The sequence below is a fragment of the Limnobacter humi genome, assembly GCF_024518835.1.
GTDB classification, from domain to species: domain Bacteria; phylum Pseudomonadota; class Gammaproteobacteria; order Burkholderiales; family Burkholderiaceae_B; genus Limnobacter; species Limnobacter humi.
In genome coordinates, this window is record NZ_JANIGO010000003.1 from 256,331 (window position 1) to 270,673 (window position 14,343).

At 56.2% G+C, this 14,343-nt stretch carries 13 protein-coding genes; 5 read left to right on the forward strand and 8 right to left on the reverse strand.

Annotated features, from left to right (window positions below; genetic code table 11):
- Positions 1 to 97: 97 nt before the first annotated feature.
- Positions 98 to 1,273: an aminotransferase class I/II-fold pyridoxal phosphate-dependent enzyme gene (locus NQT62_RS10545; protein ID WP_256764661.1), complete on the forward strand. Its 1,176-nt coding sequence runs from the start codon at positions 98 to 100 to the stop codon at positions 1,271 to 1,273.
- A 10-nt stretch (positions 1,274 to 1,283) separates the two neighbouring features.
- Here NQT62_RS10545 and NQT62_RS10550 read toward each other — a convergent pair whose 3' ends face one another.
- Complete coding sequence (locus tag NQT62_RS10550; protein WP_256764662.1) at positions 1,284 to 2,135, reverse strand: lytic transglycosylase domain-containing protein; 852 nt, start codon at positions 2,133 to 2,135, stop codon at positions 1,284 to 1,286.
- A 410-nt stretch (positions 2,136 to 2,545) separates the two neighbouring features.
- Here NQT62_RS10550 and NQT62_RS10555 point away from each other — a divergent pair, with 410 nt between their 5' ends.
- Positions 2,546 to 4,129: a UbiD family decarboxylase gene (locus NQT62_RS10555; protein WP_256764663.1), complete on the forward strand. Its 1,584-nt coding sequence runs from the start codon at positions 2,546 to 2,548 to the stop codon at positions 4,127 to 4,129.
- Here the strand turns inward: NQT62_RS10555 and NQT62_RS10560 are convergent.
- The 5 genes from NQT62_RS10560 to NQT62_RS10580 all read right to left on the reverse strand — a co-directional run bounded on the left by NQT62_RS10560 (position 4,098) and on the right by NQT62_RS10580 (position 7,423).
- Positions 4,098 to 4,472: a hypothetical protein gene (locus NQT62_RS10560; protein WP_256764664.1), complete on the reverse strand. Its 375-nt coding sequence runs from the start codon at positions 4,470 to 4,472 to the stop codon at positions 4,098 to 4,100. The two genes, NQT62_RS10555 and NQT62_RS10560, sit on opposite strands and share 32 nt — an antisense overlap.
- Positions 4,472 to 4,903, reverse strand: a complete 432-nt coding sequence (locus NQT62_RS10565; protein ID WP_256764665.1) for a phage holin family protein — start codon at positions 4,901 to 4,903, stop codon at positions 4,472 to 4,474. The genes NQT62_RS10560 and NQT62_RS10565 overlap by 1 nt, the downstream gene beginning before the upstream one ends.
- 9 nt (positions 4,904 to 4,912) lie before the next feature.
- Positions 4,913 to 5,212: an ElaB/YgaM/YqjD family protein gene (locus tag NQT62_RS10570; protein WP_256764666.1), complete on the reverse strand. Its 300-nt coding sequence runs from the start codon at positions 5,210 to 5,212 to the stop codon at positions 4,913 to 4,915.
- 96 nt (positions 5,213 to 5,308) lie between these two features.
- Complete coding sequence (gene dacB / locus NQT62_RS10575) at positions 5,309 to 6,778, reverse strand: D-alanyl-D-alanine carboxypeptidase/D-alanyl-D-alanine endopeptidase (RefSeq protein WP_256764667.1); 1,470 nt, start codon at positions 6,776 to 6,778, stop codon at positions 5,309 to 5,311.
- A 75-nt stretch (positions 6,779 to 6,853) separates the two neighbouring features.
- Complete coding sequence (locus tag NQT62_RS10580; RefSeq protein ID WP_256764668.1) at positions 6,854 to 7,423, reverse strand: hypothetical protein; 570 nt, start codon at positions 7,421 to 7,423, stop codon at positions 6,854 to 6,856.
- A 374-nt stretch (positions 7,424 to 7,797) separates the two neighbouring features.
- On the opposite strand from NQT62_RS10580, the gene NQT62_RS10585 reads away from it, so the two are divergent.
- The 3 genes from NQT62_RS10585 (at position 7,798) to NQT62_RS10595 (ending at position 11,648) form a co-directional block, all read left to right on the forward strand.
- A complete protein-coding gene (locus NQT62_RS10585; protein ID WP_256764669.1) occupies positions 7,798 to 9,624 on the forward strand; it encodes a DEAD/DEAH box helicase in 1,827 nt (608 codons plus the stop codon).
- Between the two features lie 114 nt (positions 9,625 to 9,738).
- A complete protein-coding gene (locus tag NQT62_RS10590; RefSeq protein ID WP_256764670.1) occupies positions 9,739 to 11,091 on the forward strand; it encodes a chloride channel protein in 1,353 nt (450 codons plus the stop codon).
- Complete coding sequence (locus tag NQT62_RS10595; RefSeq protein WP_256764671.1) at positions 11,088 to 11,648, forward strand: hypothetical protein; 561 nt, start codon at positions 11,088 to 11,090, stop codon at positions 11,646 to 11,648. Before NQT62_RS10590 ends, NQT62_RS10595 begins: the two co-directional genes overlap by 4 nt.
- On the opposite strand, the gene NQT62_RS10600 is transcribed toward NQT62_RS10595, so the two are convergent.
- Together NQT62_RS10600 and NQT62_RS10605 are read right to left on the reverse strand one after the other, a co-directional pair.
- Positions 11,630 to 12,298 (reverse strand): response regulator transcription factor, encoded by a 669-nt coding sequence (locus NQT62_RS10600; protein WP_256764672.1) that lies wholly within the window; start codon positions 12,296 to 12,298, stop codon positions 11,630 to 11,632. The genes NQT62_RS10595 and NQT62_RS10600 overlap by 19 nt on opposite strands.
- On the reverse strand, positions 12,249 to 14,270 hold the full coding sequence (locus tag NQT62_RS10605; protein WP_256764673.1) for a two-component system sensor histidine kinase NtrB: 2,022 nt from the start codon (positions 14,268 to 14,270) through the stop codon (positions 12,249 to 12,251). The genes NQT62_RS10600 and NQT62_RS10605 overlap by 50 nt, the downstream gene beginning before the upstream one ends.
- Between the last annotated feature and the right edge of the window lie 73 nt (positions 14,271 to 14,343).

Genomic DNA, 14,343 nt, shown 5'->3' on the forward strand with positions numbered 1-14,343 from the left:
CCAATCCGGAATTATAGGTGCAGGCCATAGGGCTGTATTTAGGGGTTTCCACAAAAGGCCCAACTTCCGCAGAACCCATGCTTCCGGTGCACTCCACATGCAGTCCTCATTAAGCCATCAAATTGCCCCATTTCACGTCATGGAACTGGTGAAGCAGGCCGACGCGCTGGCCCTACAGGGTCACCCGGTGATTCATCTGTCGATTGGCGAACCTGATTTTGGAACCCCACCCCCAGTGCTGGAGGCCTATGGTGCTGCGCTGCAGGCACACAAAACCCGTTACACCGCAGCCTTGGGGCTGATGCCCCTGCGCGAGGCGATTGCGGTTTTTTATCAACAACAGTTTGACGTTGCGGTAAACCCCCAACAAATTGTGGTGACCTCCGGAGCCTCCGCTGCCCTGCAATTCGCTTGCCTGGCCCTGCTAAACCCTGGTGATGAGGTCTTGCTCAGTGACCCCGGGTACCCGTGCAACAAAACATTTGTGCAAGCAGCTGGCGCTCAACCCCGGTTTGTTCAAACAACGCCTGAGCAGGGCTTTCAGCCCACCGTTGGCGACATCATGGCTGCCTGGCAGCCACACACCCGTGGGGCATTGCTGGCATCGCCAAACAATCCGACGGGTACGCGCCTGAATCCTGTTGTGGCTCAGCAAATCAATCAGGCGATTGCTGAACGTGGCGGCTTTCTGATCATGGACGAGATTTATCAGTCTCTATGCTATGGTTCGCCGGCCCGCAGCATTTTGCAAACCGTCGGCCTACCCGATGAACACAATCGCTTGTTGGTGATCAACAGTTTCTCAAAGTATTTCGGAATGACCGGGCTGCGGCTGGGCTGGATGGTGGTGCCCGAGTATTTGCTGGGAGGGGTGGAGAAACTGGCACAAAACCTGTCGATTTGCCCACCGGCACCCGCCCAATGGGCAGCGCTGGCCTGCTTTGAACAACGCACACTGGACCTCTGCGAAGAACGTCGACAGGTGTTGGGGCAACGTCGGGATTTTCTGCTTCACGCGCTGCCCAAGGCTGGCTTGCAGGTGGACACCTCGCCTGATGCTGCTTTTTACCTGTATGTCAGAACACCCATGGACAGCGACGCATACTGTAACCGCTTGTTAAACACCCACTGGGTGTGCGCAGTGCCGGGCAAGGACTTCTCTCCCATGCGGGGCCATGAGCGGATGCGGCTGTCATATGCCAACAGCCTGCCCAACATTGAACAGGCCGTTGAACGCATTTATGCCTTCAACAAAACCATGGGAATGGTCTAAGGTCTAAGCATCAACCTTCGAAGTGGGTGGCCACTTTGGTGACACCCGCTTTTTCATCCGCCTCGCGTGCTGCCACCAGTCGGCCAGTGCGATATACGGAGTCAATTTTGGCCTTGATACCCAAGACCTTGGCGGGATAACCGTTGTCATTGCCAGACACGGCAGCGCCCACATACCAACGCAATCCGGTTTGAATCGATCCGGTGCGACGGGTGTATTCGTGAATGATCTGAGCGCCCACACGCATGTTGTGTTCAGGATTCAGGGCAGACCAATCGCCCGGGGAAATTTCTTCGAATTTGTCCTTGTGGATTTTGGGCATGATCTGCATCAAACCCTTGGCACCGACCGGACTGGCAGCAAACGGATTAAAACCCGACTCCACCGCAACCACAGCCAGAATCAGCGTGGGCTCCACCTGCTCCTCCCGCCCCACTTTGTAAGCCAGGCGAACAATTGTTTCCAGCGCCTCAGAGGACACTCGGTAACGCTCGGACAGGTATTCGACAACCTCTTTCTGGCCAGGATTCAATGATTTGTGTGTTTCGGCAACGCTGTATTTGGCCGGAATCAAATTGAAAGCCACTTTTGCAGGCTGAACGGCGGGCGCATTGAGCTGCGCATCTGGATTGACCAATCCGGTACTGACCATGTCAATCTGATTCGCAAACACCGCCTGGACAGGCTCAGAGAAAAACACCTTGTTGCGGAATTCCGGGTTGACGGCCATTGCGGTGGCTGTACCAGCACCCAGTAACACCGATGCGATGCCCAGCAAGGACATCCAGTTGCGAACTTTTTTAAACGCTTTGATCTGACCTTCATTCAACTCAACGGTCAGAAACGTATCGTACTGCTTCATGCAACCTCCTTCGCTACGCAAACGCAATTACTTGCATTGTTTGACTCAGCGTTGCATCTGCCTCGATTTGACCCGTGAGGCAGAACGTTCTGCTTGGCCCCCCGAACATTCTGGACTGGGGCTTTGCACTCGGATTGTGGCCACGCGGCATGCTAAAGTTCTTTCGCGCATACCGACCACTCGGATTTCGTTCAGGGCCTGTGTATACCCCGATGAAGTTGAGCGGATTCTAGGGGCTAGCGTTCCGGGGGTCAATCCGAAATCTGGTAGAGTTTTTCTACTCAAAATAGGTATCCCCTCCGAACGCGTGTGTTCATGCGGGTTCCACAGAACTGAAGGTCGACTCGAATTCGGGAAAACCCTTACGCCAATCAACAATTCGTATCAATTTCTATCGACTGCAGCACCCCATGAAATACAAAAACCTTCGTGATTTCATTGACTTGCTTTATAAAAATGGTGAGTTACTGCGGGTACCCGAGTCGGTAAGTCCCGTGCTAGAAATGACGCATTTGTGCGACAAAGTGCTGCGAGCTCAAGGCCCAGCCTTGCTGTTTGACGCCCCTCACGGATACCCCCACCGGGTACTTGGCAATCTGTTTGGAACGCCGAAGCGGGTCGCCATGGGCATGGGTGCATCCGACACACAGGCGCTTCGGGAGATCGGAAAAACGCTTTCATATCTGAAAGAACCGGATCCACCCAAGGGATTGCGAGATGCCATGGACAAGCTTCCCCTGGTCCGGCAGGTGCTGTCCATGGCTCCAAAAACCGTGCGAAATGCACCTTGCCAAACCCAGATACTGGAAGGGCCAGACGTGGATCTGAACCGGATTCCCATCTGGACTTGCTGGCCCGACGACGCAGCGCCCCTGCTGACCTGGGGTTTGGTGGTTACCAAGGGTCCACACCGAAAACGGCAAAACCTGGGAATTTACCGCCAGCAGCAAGTGGGCAAAAACCGATTGATCATGCGTTGGCTGGCCCACCGGGGCGGTGCGCTCGACTTTCGCGACCATGCCCTGAAAAACCCGGGACAACCGTTCCCCATATCGGTGGCCCTGGGTGCGGACCCTGCCACCATCCTGGGCGCTGTCACTCCCGTGCCCGACACATTGTCGGAATATCAGTTTGCTGGCCTGCTGCGGGGAAGCCGCACGGAGTTGACCCAATGCATCGGCAATGACTTGCAAGTGCCTGCCGAATCGGAAATGGTGTTGGAAGGCCACATTTACCCATCCGATCACCCCATCGCCGTGGCTGCCCGGCAAGGCCGCGGCGATGGCCAGGTCCCCGAGATTCGCGAAGGCGTGAAAGTATTGAGGGAGCCGCCCCCTGTGCCAGCCTATTTGCAAGGTTGGGATGTGGCACTGGAAGGTCCGTATGGCGACCACACGGGTTACTACAACGAGCAGGACTGGTTTCCGGTGTTCACGGTTGACCGCATCACCTTGCGCGATGATGCGATTTATCACTCCACTTACACCGGAAAACCACCGGATGAACCCGCGATTCTGGGTGTGGCCCTCAATGAAGTGTTTGTGCCCATATTACAAAAGCAATTTCCGGAGATTGTGGATTTCTATTTGCCACCCGAGGGTTGCAGCTACCGCATGGCAGTCATCTCGATGAAGAAGGCCTATGCTGGCCATGCCAAGCGGGTCATGATGGGCACGTGGAGTTTTCTGCGGCAATTCATGTACACCAAATTCATTGTGGTGGTGGATGACGACGTGGATGCCCGCGACTGGAAAGAGGTGATTTGGGCCATCACCACCCGGATGGACCCAGTGCGTGACACTGTACTGCTGGAAAATACACCCATCGACTACTTGGATTTCGCCAGCCCGGTGAGTGGTTTGGGTGGAAAAATGGGGTTGGACGCCACCAACAAATGGCCCGGAGAAACCAATCGGGAATGGGGTCGCGCCATTGAACCCGACGCGGGACTGAATGAACGGATCAGGGAGTTGATGCTCCGCCTCGGCCTTTAAACCACATCACGGCGCCAGCCAACACCAAGGCACCCAGACCAGCACGCCAAGTGGCCTTGACCAGCGGTTGGCGAAAACGCACCAAGGCGGCGGAGGCCACGAAACCCAACAGTGGATGCTTTTTCAACTGGTCTTGCACCAGTTGACCGCCCAAGGCAGACCAGGGCGCAAGGCTGCTGAAGTTCCGCGTGGCAAAGAAAGCACCCACCTGTTTGAACGCACCCAACCAGGCAAACTCCTGCTTCAATACCGACACCTCAGCGCCCAGCTCCATGCGCTGAAGCTGAGCCTTCATCTGCAGCAGCTCCTTGCGGGCAGCCAGGGCATCAAATTTCTGCGCCATTAGATAGGACCTCCAGCAGAAGGAGCTGTGGGCGACGACGGACCTGACGCGGTATCACTCATGGAGTCCAGAATGGCTTGACGGTCTCGACCAAACTCGGCGATGGTGGCCTCAAACAGTGGCGGTTGAGCAGCCAACGCTGCTTTCAAACGGCTGTAGCCCCACAAGGCAAGCAATACATAGGCAACCATACAGGCCAATATGGCTGCCAGTCGGTGTGAATCCCAAGCCAACACCACCATGGCCATGCCCAAAAACAGCGAGGCAAAGGCCGTTGCCATCACGACCACCACACCCCACAGCACGGTGGACACCGTGGCTTGGCGAGCCTGGGCCAACTCGACGCCCATCAGTTCCAGTCGGGTTTGACCCATGCCCAGCAGGCTGGCTGCCACCCGTTTCAGGGCAGAGCGGGAATTTGGATTTAACACGGCACTCGCTTAACGGCGGTTAACGATCAATCCCAACACAAACCCCACTGCTGCAGCAATGCCCACAGCACGCCATGGGTGATCGTGCACGTAATCGTCGGTGGCTCGGGCAGCGGCTTTGCCTTTTTCCACCACGGCAGACTGCGCATCCTGCATCACCTCACGGGCGCGGCGCAGGCTGGTCAGGGCCTTTTCACGCAGCTCAACAGCACGTTCACCCGAGGATGAAGCCGCTGCCTTGAGCAGGTCCTCGGCGTCGCTCAGAACGATCTTCATGTCACTGAACAGTTTGTCTTTGCTGTTGTCCATGTTTTTATCCTCGACAAGGGTTGGGGTTTTTCGAGAACTTAGTCTAACAAAGGAAGCCCGACTGGGCGCCGGCAAGCCTCGCGGAAGCCCGCATTTTCAATCGCCTCTGTAGAGAAAATCCACCATCGCCTCCATCGCGGGCCATGCCTCCCCCGCATTCGGGCTTTTCACCAAGATGGCCACAGACCACCATTGCCCGTCGCGATCGCGCACATACCCCGCCACAGAACGCACACCACTCAAACTGCCGGTTTTCAAATAAGCGTAACCATCGACGGAATGCACACGCTTTTGCAAAGTGCCATCGACACCTGCGCGGGGAAAGCTGGACAGGTAATCCGGGAAATCTGCCCGCATGGCCATGTTGCGCAGATATTCAGTAAGACCACGGGCGTCCACGCGGGTTGAACGGGATAAGCCAGAGCCATTTTCAAAATACCAGTCGGGAGTGCGAATGCCCTGGCCCTGAAGCCACTGCAACATCTTGGTGTTGAATGCTTGCGGCGAGCCAGCCACCGCCAGTTCCAGATGCCGGGCCATCACATTGTTGGACCACTTGTTGACCTGCCGCACATCCTCAGCCAGGGTTTTGCCCACAGCCGTATACAACTCCACCGTGTTTGCGGGCGTTTTGCCTTTGGTGAACTGGCCAGCAAACTCCCCGCCCAGCTGTGCCCAAATTTCACGAAACCAGGATTCCCACAACCAATCCTGGGGTGGCACGCGGATGGGCAGACGGGCAGCACCACAACCCCGTGGATAGCTTCCCTTGACGGTCACCACCACATTGCCACCTTTTTTGGCAAAGTCGATGTCCATGCTGTTTTTCCAGGCACCACAAGCACCGGAAGCCAGCCTGATTTCCGACACAAAAGCCCAACTGGCTGGGGCCTCCTCGGGAACCACCTGAACCGCCCCCTGATTAATGTCCAGCATCAATGTCATGGCACCCAGGTTCATCAGCAGCGCATACGGTTGTGCGTTGTAGGCACGATGAGGCGCCTCATCAAACGCCTCCGCATCGGCAGCACTCAACGCAACCCCCACGTCGGAGAACAGCGTGTCATCCAGGACCACGGAGCCACGAATGGTTTTGACCCCTTTCATTCGAAGTGCACGCAAGGCTGACCAAAGGTCTTGGGTCATGAACCCGGGGTCACCTCCCCCGCGGATGTAGAGCGGACCGTTCAAGATCCCATCAACCGGCTCCGCAGCAGCCATGAACGCGGTTTTGAATCGATATGTACTGTTTAAAGTGTCCAGCGCCAAACCTGTTGTGAATACCTTGGCCACCGAGGCCGGATTCATCAAACGGTCTGCAGCGTGGGCGTAGGCGAGCGGCCGCTGCTTGACATAAGGGGGAATCGGAATGGCTTGCAGCGCAAATTCATCTGCTGACAAACCCACCTTGCTGAATTGCTTGAGAAGCTTGCTGGGCACGTCTCGAAAGGCCGGCTCAGCATAGCCCCTGGATTGAGCTCGGGCTGCTTGGGCCTGCACACCAAGCAACAACACCACCAAACACGGAACCCAATACTGCCAATGATTGCTGATTCGACCTGCCATGGTCCGATGTCCCTTGAATGCAATTGGCAAAAAGCTTATCACTCCACCCACTGCATGCCGGGGACAAAGGCTCCATCAGGTCCGACTGTGTGCGTCTTTTTTTCGTTCCCAAGGCCTGGCCTTGTCGGGTTTTGGGTCTGATTTGGGTTCTACCGCACCACCCTCTTTGGCGCTACCGTTTTCTCCGGCAACCGAATCTGGTTTTTTGGCGGCAGTTGGTGAATCGGGTACTGCCGTCTTCGGTTGCCAGCGCTGCCGAGGCACACCTGGCGAACTGTCACCATCCGAAGCAGGCGTTGACGCGCTTGCCGATGATTCCGCCGCAGAGCCATTAACCACAGGCGTTTTCTCGGCGTGCTCCGGCCTGTAGGCCGAAGACTGAATTTCCGGCTTTACCACATCAATCTGATTGGCGATCATGTAGTCATTCATGTCGCGCCAACCGTCAAACACCCCCGCCGGGTGACTTTTCGGATTCATCGCAAAACAATCTTCCAACGCCCGGCCTGAGTGTCGACAGGCGGCCCCAATGGCTTTGCTGTCTTCAATCGACAGCTTGCCGTCCAGCCCGGGGATCTGCGATAGATCGCACGAGCTCAGCATGGTGGCTGCACCGGCCACCATGAATAGTTTCAGTTTTCTCATGACCATATTCCTGTCAACAATGAACCTCTGATGGTTTAACGACCGGATTTGCCAAAAGTTAATGGTCCTGACGAGCCATGCCGATGATCAAATGGAGTGCCCCTTCTAAAGGCCCGCAAACACGGCATATTTTTCTTGTGCATTGCACAGTAAACCAGTACACTGCGCGCAGATTGCAAATCAACGGGTCATTCTTACCCCTGTTCTGGACCGCGTTGGGTTGCCTTTGTTGCGCTAGCTATATGGCTTTCGCGTTCGCCCATCGCCGCCAGTTCTTCTGCACCACCGCTTAACCAACCGGGTTGAGCCATTCGGTTGCGTCATTTCTGTTCGTCGATGATTGCTTGATTCCACATCGATTTGGAACATTTGTCATGTTGACCTCGTTTGAAGAAATGGGTCTTGCTGCGCCTTTGCTGCAAGCCCTGAATGCCCTGAACATCTCCGCACCCACTGCCGTACAGGCAGAAGTCATTCCCCTGGCATTGCCCGGTGGCGACCTCATGGTGTCCAGCCAGACCGGCTCTGGCAAAACCTTCGGCTTCCTGCTGCCTGTCATGCACCGCATGATGGAGAGCGAGCAAAGCCCCATGGCCGCCTTGGCAGGCCCTGAAGTGCTGGTGCTCTGCCCCACCCGTGAACTGGCTCAACAGGTGAGCCAAGACGCCATCAACCTGGTCAAGTTCTTCAAAGGCCTGCGCGTGGCCACCGTGGTCGGTGGTATGCCCTACGGCAAACAAATGGCTTCACTGCGCGGAGCACGCCTGGTGGTGGGTACGCCGGGCCGTCTGCTGGACCTGGCTCAGCAAGGTAAATTGAACCTGTCTACCGTCAATGCGCTGATTGTGGATGAGGCTGACCGCATGCTGGACCTGGGTTTCTCGGAAGACCTGGAAGCCATCAACGCCCTGTGTTCGCAACGTGAACAAACCCTGATGTTCTCAGCAACCTTTGCAAAACGCATCGTGGGCTTGGCTGAAAACCTGATGAACGAGCCAGTGCGCATTGAAATGGCCGCTCAGAATGAAACCAACACCGACATCGACCAGAAACTGATGTGGGCCGACAGTCGCGGCCACAAGCGCAAGCTGCTGAACCACTGGCTTGAGCATCCCGACATGGTGCAGGCCGTGGTGTTTACCAGCACTCAGATTGACGCGGAAAACCTGGCCCGTGACCTCATGGACGAAGGCATGCGTGCCTGCGCGCTGCATGGCGGTATGCCCCAGGTGGTCCGCAATCGTCGACTGGCCAGCGTGCGCAAAGGTGACATCAAGGTTTTGGTCGCCACCGACGTGGCTGCCCGCGGTTTGGATGTGCCCGCCATTTCCCACGTGATCAACTACGGCATGCCCATGAAGTCGGAAGACTATGTGCACCGCATTGGTCGCACCGGCCGTGCCGGCCGCTCCGGTATTGCAGTAACCCTTGCTGAAGCCAGCGACATCATCACCGTGCGCGGCATTGAGCGTTTCATCAATGCCCGCATTCCTGAAGAACAAGTGGAAGGCCTGGAACCCAAAGGCAATTTCACCGTGGCACCACGCGGCGGGAACAAACGCGGTGGTGGCAGTGGTCGAAATTCCGGTGGTGGTCAGGGTGGCCGTCGCAGCGGTGGCTATGACGGTGAGCGCAAATTTGGCGGTGAACGCAGCTTTGGCAGCGAGCGCAAATTCGACGACCGCAAGCCATTCAACCGCGAAGACCGCCCTCAGCGCACCGAGCGTTCTTTCAGCCAAGACCGTCCATTCGGCGGCGACCGAAAGCCACAGGGCGAGCGTAGCTTTGGTGGCGAACGTAGCTTTGGTGGCGAACGCAAATTCGACGACCGCAAACCGTTCAATCGGGAAGACCGCCCCCAGCGCACCGAGCGTTCCTTCAGCCAGGATCGCCCATTCGGCGGCGACCGAAAGCCACAGGGCGAGCGTAGTTTTGGCGGTGAGCGTACCTTTGGTGGCGAACGCAGTTTCGGCGGTGAGCGCAAGCCTGACGACCGCAAACCGTTCAATCGCGACCGGGCCGGCGAAGCGGCCAGCCCCAACAAAAAATGGAATCGGGACACTGAACGGACAGCAGCACCTCGTTCGGAAGATCGCAATCGACCCGCATTTCGCCCAGGTACGCCCAGTGGCCCCCGCCGGGAACAAGCGGCGAAGTTTGGTCAGGATCGTGGCGGATTTGCACGGCGTCGCGCCAGCTAATCGGCCGACCTGAGCAAACCAGCCTGAAAACCCTCGGTGTGATCACTGAGGGTTTTTTCGTTTTGTGCGACAATCGACGAAAATTCGAACAAAACCAATCTGGATGTTGTCGACGTGAATCCCAAACCCAAATACCAATGGCTGGCTCACAGTGCCCGCCGGTCCCGTTTCATGGCGGACCGCAGCATTGTGGCCCTCATGGTGTATGCATTTGCCCTCATGGTCGGCGCTGTGGCTGTGGGTTTTGCCTATGTGGCCGACTACGCCGCGGAATGGAACAAAGAGCTGTTCGAGAACCACACCCTGCTGGCCTTGTGCCTGCCACCCGTGGTATTCCCTGCGGTGCTATGGATTTGCAACCAATTTTTTCCGGGGGCAGCCGGCGGCGGCATACCCCAAGCCATCAAGATCATTCGGCATCCCAAACCAAGACTCATTAGCCACCTGTTGGGGCCCAAGTCCTTCTTTGGCAAGCTGATCCTGACGCCGGTGGTGTTGGCTGCCGGAGCGTCCAGCGGCCGGGAGGGCCCCACAATCCAGCTCGGTGCTGCATTCATGGGTTTTGCACACCGGGTACCCGCCATTGCACGGTTATTCGATGCACGCTCATTGGTGATTGCCGGCGGTGCGGCTGGCTTGGCCGCCGCATTCAACACCCCGCTAGGCGGCCTGATGTTTGCATTCGAAGAACTGGGCCGAAGCAAACTCATGAAACACACCTCCACATTGCTGATGGCCATTGTGCTGGCTGGTTTGGTCACCCTGATTGCGCAAGGCAATTACTCCTATTTCGGCTACTCCAATGCGACGATCGACTGGGGTGAAGAATGGCTAACCATTCTCGCCTTGGCGGTGTTTTGCGGGGTAATCGGCGGCTTGTACGGCAGAGCGATGCTCATTGTGGTGAACAAGAACACCGCAGTGGGTCGATTCCGCAGTCAACACCCCTACTGGTTCGCAACCATCTGCGGCGGGCTGTTGTCGCTGATGGCTTATTTCATCGGTGCGGAAGTGCTGGGTGCTGGCTACCATGAAACCAAACTGGCCTTGCAAGACGACGAAGCATTGCCTGCCGGCTACTTCGCCACCAAGATGGTGGCCACCCTCATTTCCTACGCCAGTGGCGTGCCTGGTGGGGTGTTTGCACCCACATTGTCGATTGGTGCGGGTGTTGGTCAATTCTTCGCAGGGTTGGTCAACCACGATGCAGCACCACTGATGCTGCTGGCCATGGTGGGCGTGCTGTCTGCCATTACGCATTGCCCCATTACCGCCTTTGTTATTCTGCTGGAAATGGTCGACAACCATGAGTTGGTGATGCCGCTGATTTTCGTGTCCGCCATCTCGACCCAAGTCAGCAAACGAATACTGCCAGCATCGATTTACCACATGCTGGCCAACCAGATCAAAGTCAGTTTCCAAACCACATCCACCCCGGATTCCAAGCCAGAGGGCCCAAAGACGTGAATCGTTATGCTGTCTGGACCATCGGCATCATGCTGCTCATGTGGGGTTTGCTGGGCATCTCGACAACAGCACTGCCTTCACAACCTGCACTGGAAACACTGAAAAACCCAGACTTGCATTGCGGGGAATCGTATGAACTTGACCCTTACGAGGGATTAATGGGCGCTTTGGCCAACCAGGGCAGCAATGCATCCGACTTGAAACTGCGTCGAGGCAACCGCCAACTGGCCCTGGTCATTCATTTTGCAGCAGGCTCGGCCACTGTACCCAGCAACTGCATGACAGCACTGAACACCTTGTCCAATAAAGTAAAGGCAGCCCGGGGTAGCAAATTGCTGATTCGATCTGCCACCAAAACCGACACCAGTTCTGAAATGGACCTGGCCATTGCTGACGCCAGGCTGGATCAATTGAAAGAATATTTTCGCGAACAACGGGTGGCCCGCAAGGCCCTGATTCTGGAATTACACCCAAGACCATCCAGCGCATTGATTGAAAATTCGGTTGAGGTTCCCCGCGTGGTGGAGATCTATTTTTCTCAGATCAACGGATCGTAACCCAAACGTTCCTGCAGCTTGCTCAACAAGGTGGCCAGTTCGGCAGCCGAGCGAATGCGAAGCTTGTCAAACACATTGGCACGATGCACTTCAACCGTGCGCATGGAAATGTCCAGGTCTGCGGCGATGACTTTGTTCAATCGCCCCTGCGCCACCAGCGCCATCACTTCTCTTTCACGCGGTGACAGCGTATCGATCCTGGCCATCCACTCTTTCAACGTATCCTGATTGTCCAGAAACTCGCCAGATTTCCGCAGCGCCTGTCGAACCCGCTCGATCAAACGGGCATCGGTGGTTGGCTTTTCATAAAAATCAAAAGCCCCATTTTTAACGGCCTCAACAGCGGTGGAAATATCACCGTGCCCCGTCAGAAAAATCACAGGCAGTCGCTCCAGGCTGTACCTTTCACGGTGCAGCCACTGAAACACCTCCAGTCCAGAAATGTCTGGCATCCGAAGATCCAGCAGAAAACAAAGCCGAGCGGCGCTATTGACGTGCGCATCCAGTTCAGTTCGAAGATCCTCAAAACGGCCATACCCATGAACCGGCAAATCAGCCGACTCAAACATCCATTTCAAGCCTTCACGCAAATCCTGATCATCATCGAGCAGCAATACTTGATTGGTTCGGCTGGTTTCCACGTCGTTCATCGTCGATCAGGTCCTTCAGGGCCATGGGCAAATTCATTGTAAAGCAGGTCCCGCCGGTGGGCACCGGCTCTGCACGCAGCCGCCCCCCATGGGCTTCGGCCACCGAACGGCAAAGGCTCAGGCCCAAACCCAAACCATCGGGCTTGGTGGAGACCAAAGCCTCAAACATTTTCTCTGGATTGTTCAGGCTCAAACCGGGTCCGTCGTCACGTACAGCGATTTCGAAAACCTCAGAACTGGAGCGGGTCGCAATCCAGACATTGCGAATTCGCTGCGCCGCGGTGAAGGCCTCGGCGGCATTTTTCACCAAATTGACCACAGCCTGTTCAACCATGATGCGATCCACAAACAACACCCAGTCACCATGCTCAATCTGGAAATGTAGCCGAACATCATGGCGGACGGCCAAGCTGGTCACCATGAAACGAATGGCGTCCATCAACTCATCCACCCGCACATGTTCCCGTTGGGGTTTGCGCTTGCGAACCAAATTTTGAACCGATCCCACCACGCGGCCAGCCCGCTGCGCCTGATCCCGCAGTTTTTCAAACAACTGCGCAAACTTGTCGACCGATGCGCCCCGCTGCGCCAGATTCAGACCGGCTTGCGCAAACGACACCATCGTGGCCAACGGCTGGTTGAGCTCATGGGCAATGTTGGTGGCCACCTCCCCCACCAGTGCAAACCGGGATGCCGCTTGCAGTTTTTCACGTTGTTCGGCAACCAGCGCCTCTGAACGCTTCCGATCGGTGATGTCAATCACGGAACTCATCCAGCCGGTCTGTTCACCCTTGCCATCCCGCAAAGGCGCCTCAACGATGAGCACATCAATCAGACGACCCGACCGATGCTGATACACCGTTTCAAAACCATCGGGCGGTGCATTACCGGACAACACATTGGCCACCAAGACTTTGTACTCTTCCGAACTCTTGGTCGGCCAATATGGCAGCGGCTGGGGCACACCAATCAACTCATGGGGCTCATAACCCACCATGTTGCAAAACGCCGGGTTGACGTACCGGATGACCCCGTCCAAACCCCACACTCTCAAACCCACTGCCATCGAGTCCTGCATGGACTGGCGAAACTGCTTTTCATCGCGCAATTTTTCCTCAATCTCCAGGCGCTGACGGGAATCCCGCCACAACAGCAGGAAAGTGCCCAATAACAAGGCCAATAAGAGAACGGTGAGCGAGTTGAACACGTGACTAAGCAAGACTGGTCGACCATCGCTGTTGCTGTAGGTCCTGAGTTGCAAGGCAAGCCCCCCCAGTTCCAGTTCGCTCACCTGGGAAAACTCGGGTCGCTCACCCAGGGGATGGCGTGTTGCACTGCCAAAGACATTGCCGTCCAGATCCGTCACGGTGACGTCGGTCGACTCCAGCAACCATTTCGGCATCTCCTCCTGCAGGAAGCGGTCCATGTCCACAATGCCCACCAAAACGGAATAACCATCAGGACCGATGTTGACTGTGGCGATGTACCGAAAGTCGTCCAGGGTGAACGGCCCCACGACCCCATCACTTTTCAGCAGCATCCGCGTGTTGACTGCCTCTTCGATTTGTTGGCGAATTTTAATCAGGGCAATGTCAGAGAGCTGCTGGGTATAAGCGCCAAAAAGCTCAACAGCAGGATCACGGTAGACCGCCACAAGCCCTGGTGAACTTCGGGCCAATTGCTCCAGACTGGCTTTCAAACGTCCCGATTTGTAAATGGAGACATCGCTGGCCAACGAATCCAGCGACGCAGCAAGCCGCTTGATCTGGAATTGAATGGTGTCGGCTGTCCAGAGTGAGTTGCTGATCAGTTTTTTTTGATTGGCTTCTCGTTCCTGCTGTTTGGTGTAATAAACCGCGCCTCCCACAATCATCATCAACAACAAAAAGACAAGCACCGGCATGCCAAAACGCAAGGCTTGACGCGTCCGCAGGTCTCTGGATCGAAGAAGTTGGGCTACACTTTTAATCATGCGTCGATGATGCCATGAAACCCAGTCCGACGACCTTGTCCTGTGGAAAGCCACAATGGGCCTACCGCAGTCT

What these genes read in the sequence shown, in the direction of transcription:
- NQT62_RS10555 (WP_256764663.1), top strand. Translation starts at nt 2,546, where the DNA reads ATGAAATACAAAAACCTTCGTGATTTCATTGACTTGCTTTATAAAAAT.
- NQT62_RS10560 (WP_256764664.1), bottom strand. Translation starts at nt 4,472, where the DNA reads ATGGCGCAGAAATTTGATGCCCTGGCTGCCCGCAAGGAGCTGCTGCAG.
- NQT62_RS10580 (WP_256764668.1), bottom strand. Translation starts at nt 7,423, where the DNA reads ATGAGAAAACTGAAACTATTCATGGTGGCCGGTGCAGCCACCATGCTG.
- NQT62_RS10570 (WP_256764666.1), bottom strand. Translation starts at nt 5,212, where the DNA reads ATGGACAACAGCAAAGACAAACTGTTCAGTGACATGAAGATCGTTCTG.
- NQT62_RS10585 (WP_256764669.1), top strand. Translation starts at nt 7,798, where the DNA reads ATGTTGACCTCGTTTGAAGAAATGGGTCTTGCTGCGCCTTTGCTGCAA.
- dacB (WP_256764667.1), bottom strand. Translation starts at nt 6,778, where the DNA reads ATGGCAGGTCGAATCAGCAATCATTGGCAGTATTGGGTTCCGTGTTTG.
- NQT62_RS10605 (WP_256764673.1), bottom strand. Translation starts at nt 14,270, where the DNA reads ATGATTAAAAGTGTAGCCCAACTTCTTCGATCCAGAGACCTGCGGACG.
- NQT62_RS10600 (WP_256764672.1), bottom strand. Translation starts at nt 12,298, where the DNA reads ATGAACGACGTGGAAACCAGCCGAACCAATCAAGTATTGCTGCTCGAT.
- NQT62_RS10550 (WP_256764662.1), bottom strand. Translation starts at nt 2,135, where the DNA reads ATGAAGCAGTACGATACGTTTCTGACCGTTGAGTTGAATGAAGGTCAG.
- NQT62_RS10545 (WP_256764661.1), top strand. Translation starts at nt 98, where the DNA reads ATGCAGTCCTCATTAAGCCATCAAATTGCCCCATTTCACGTCATGGAA.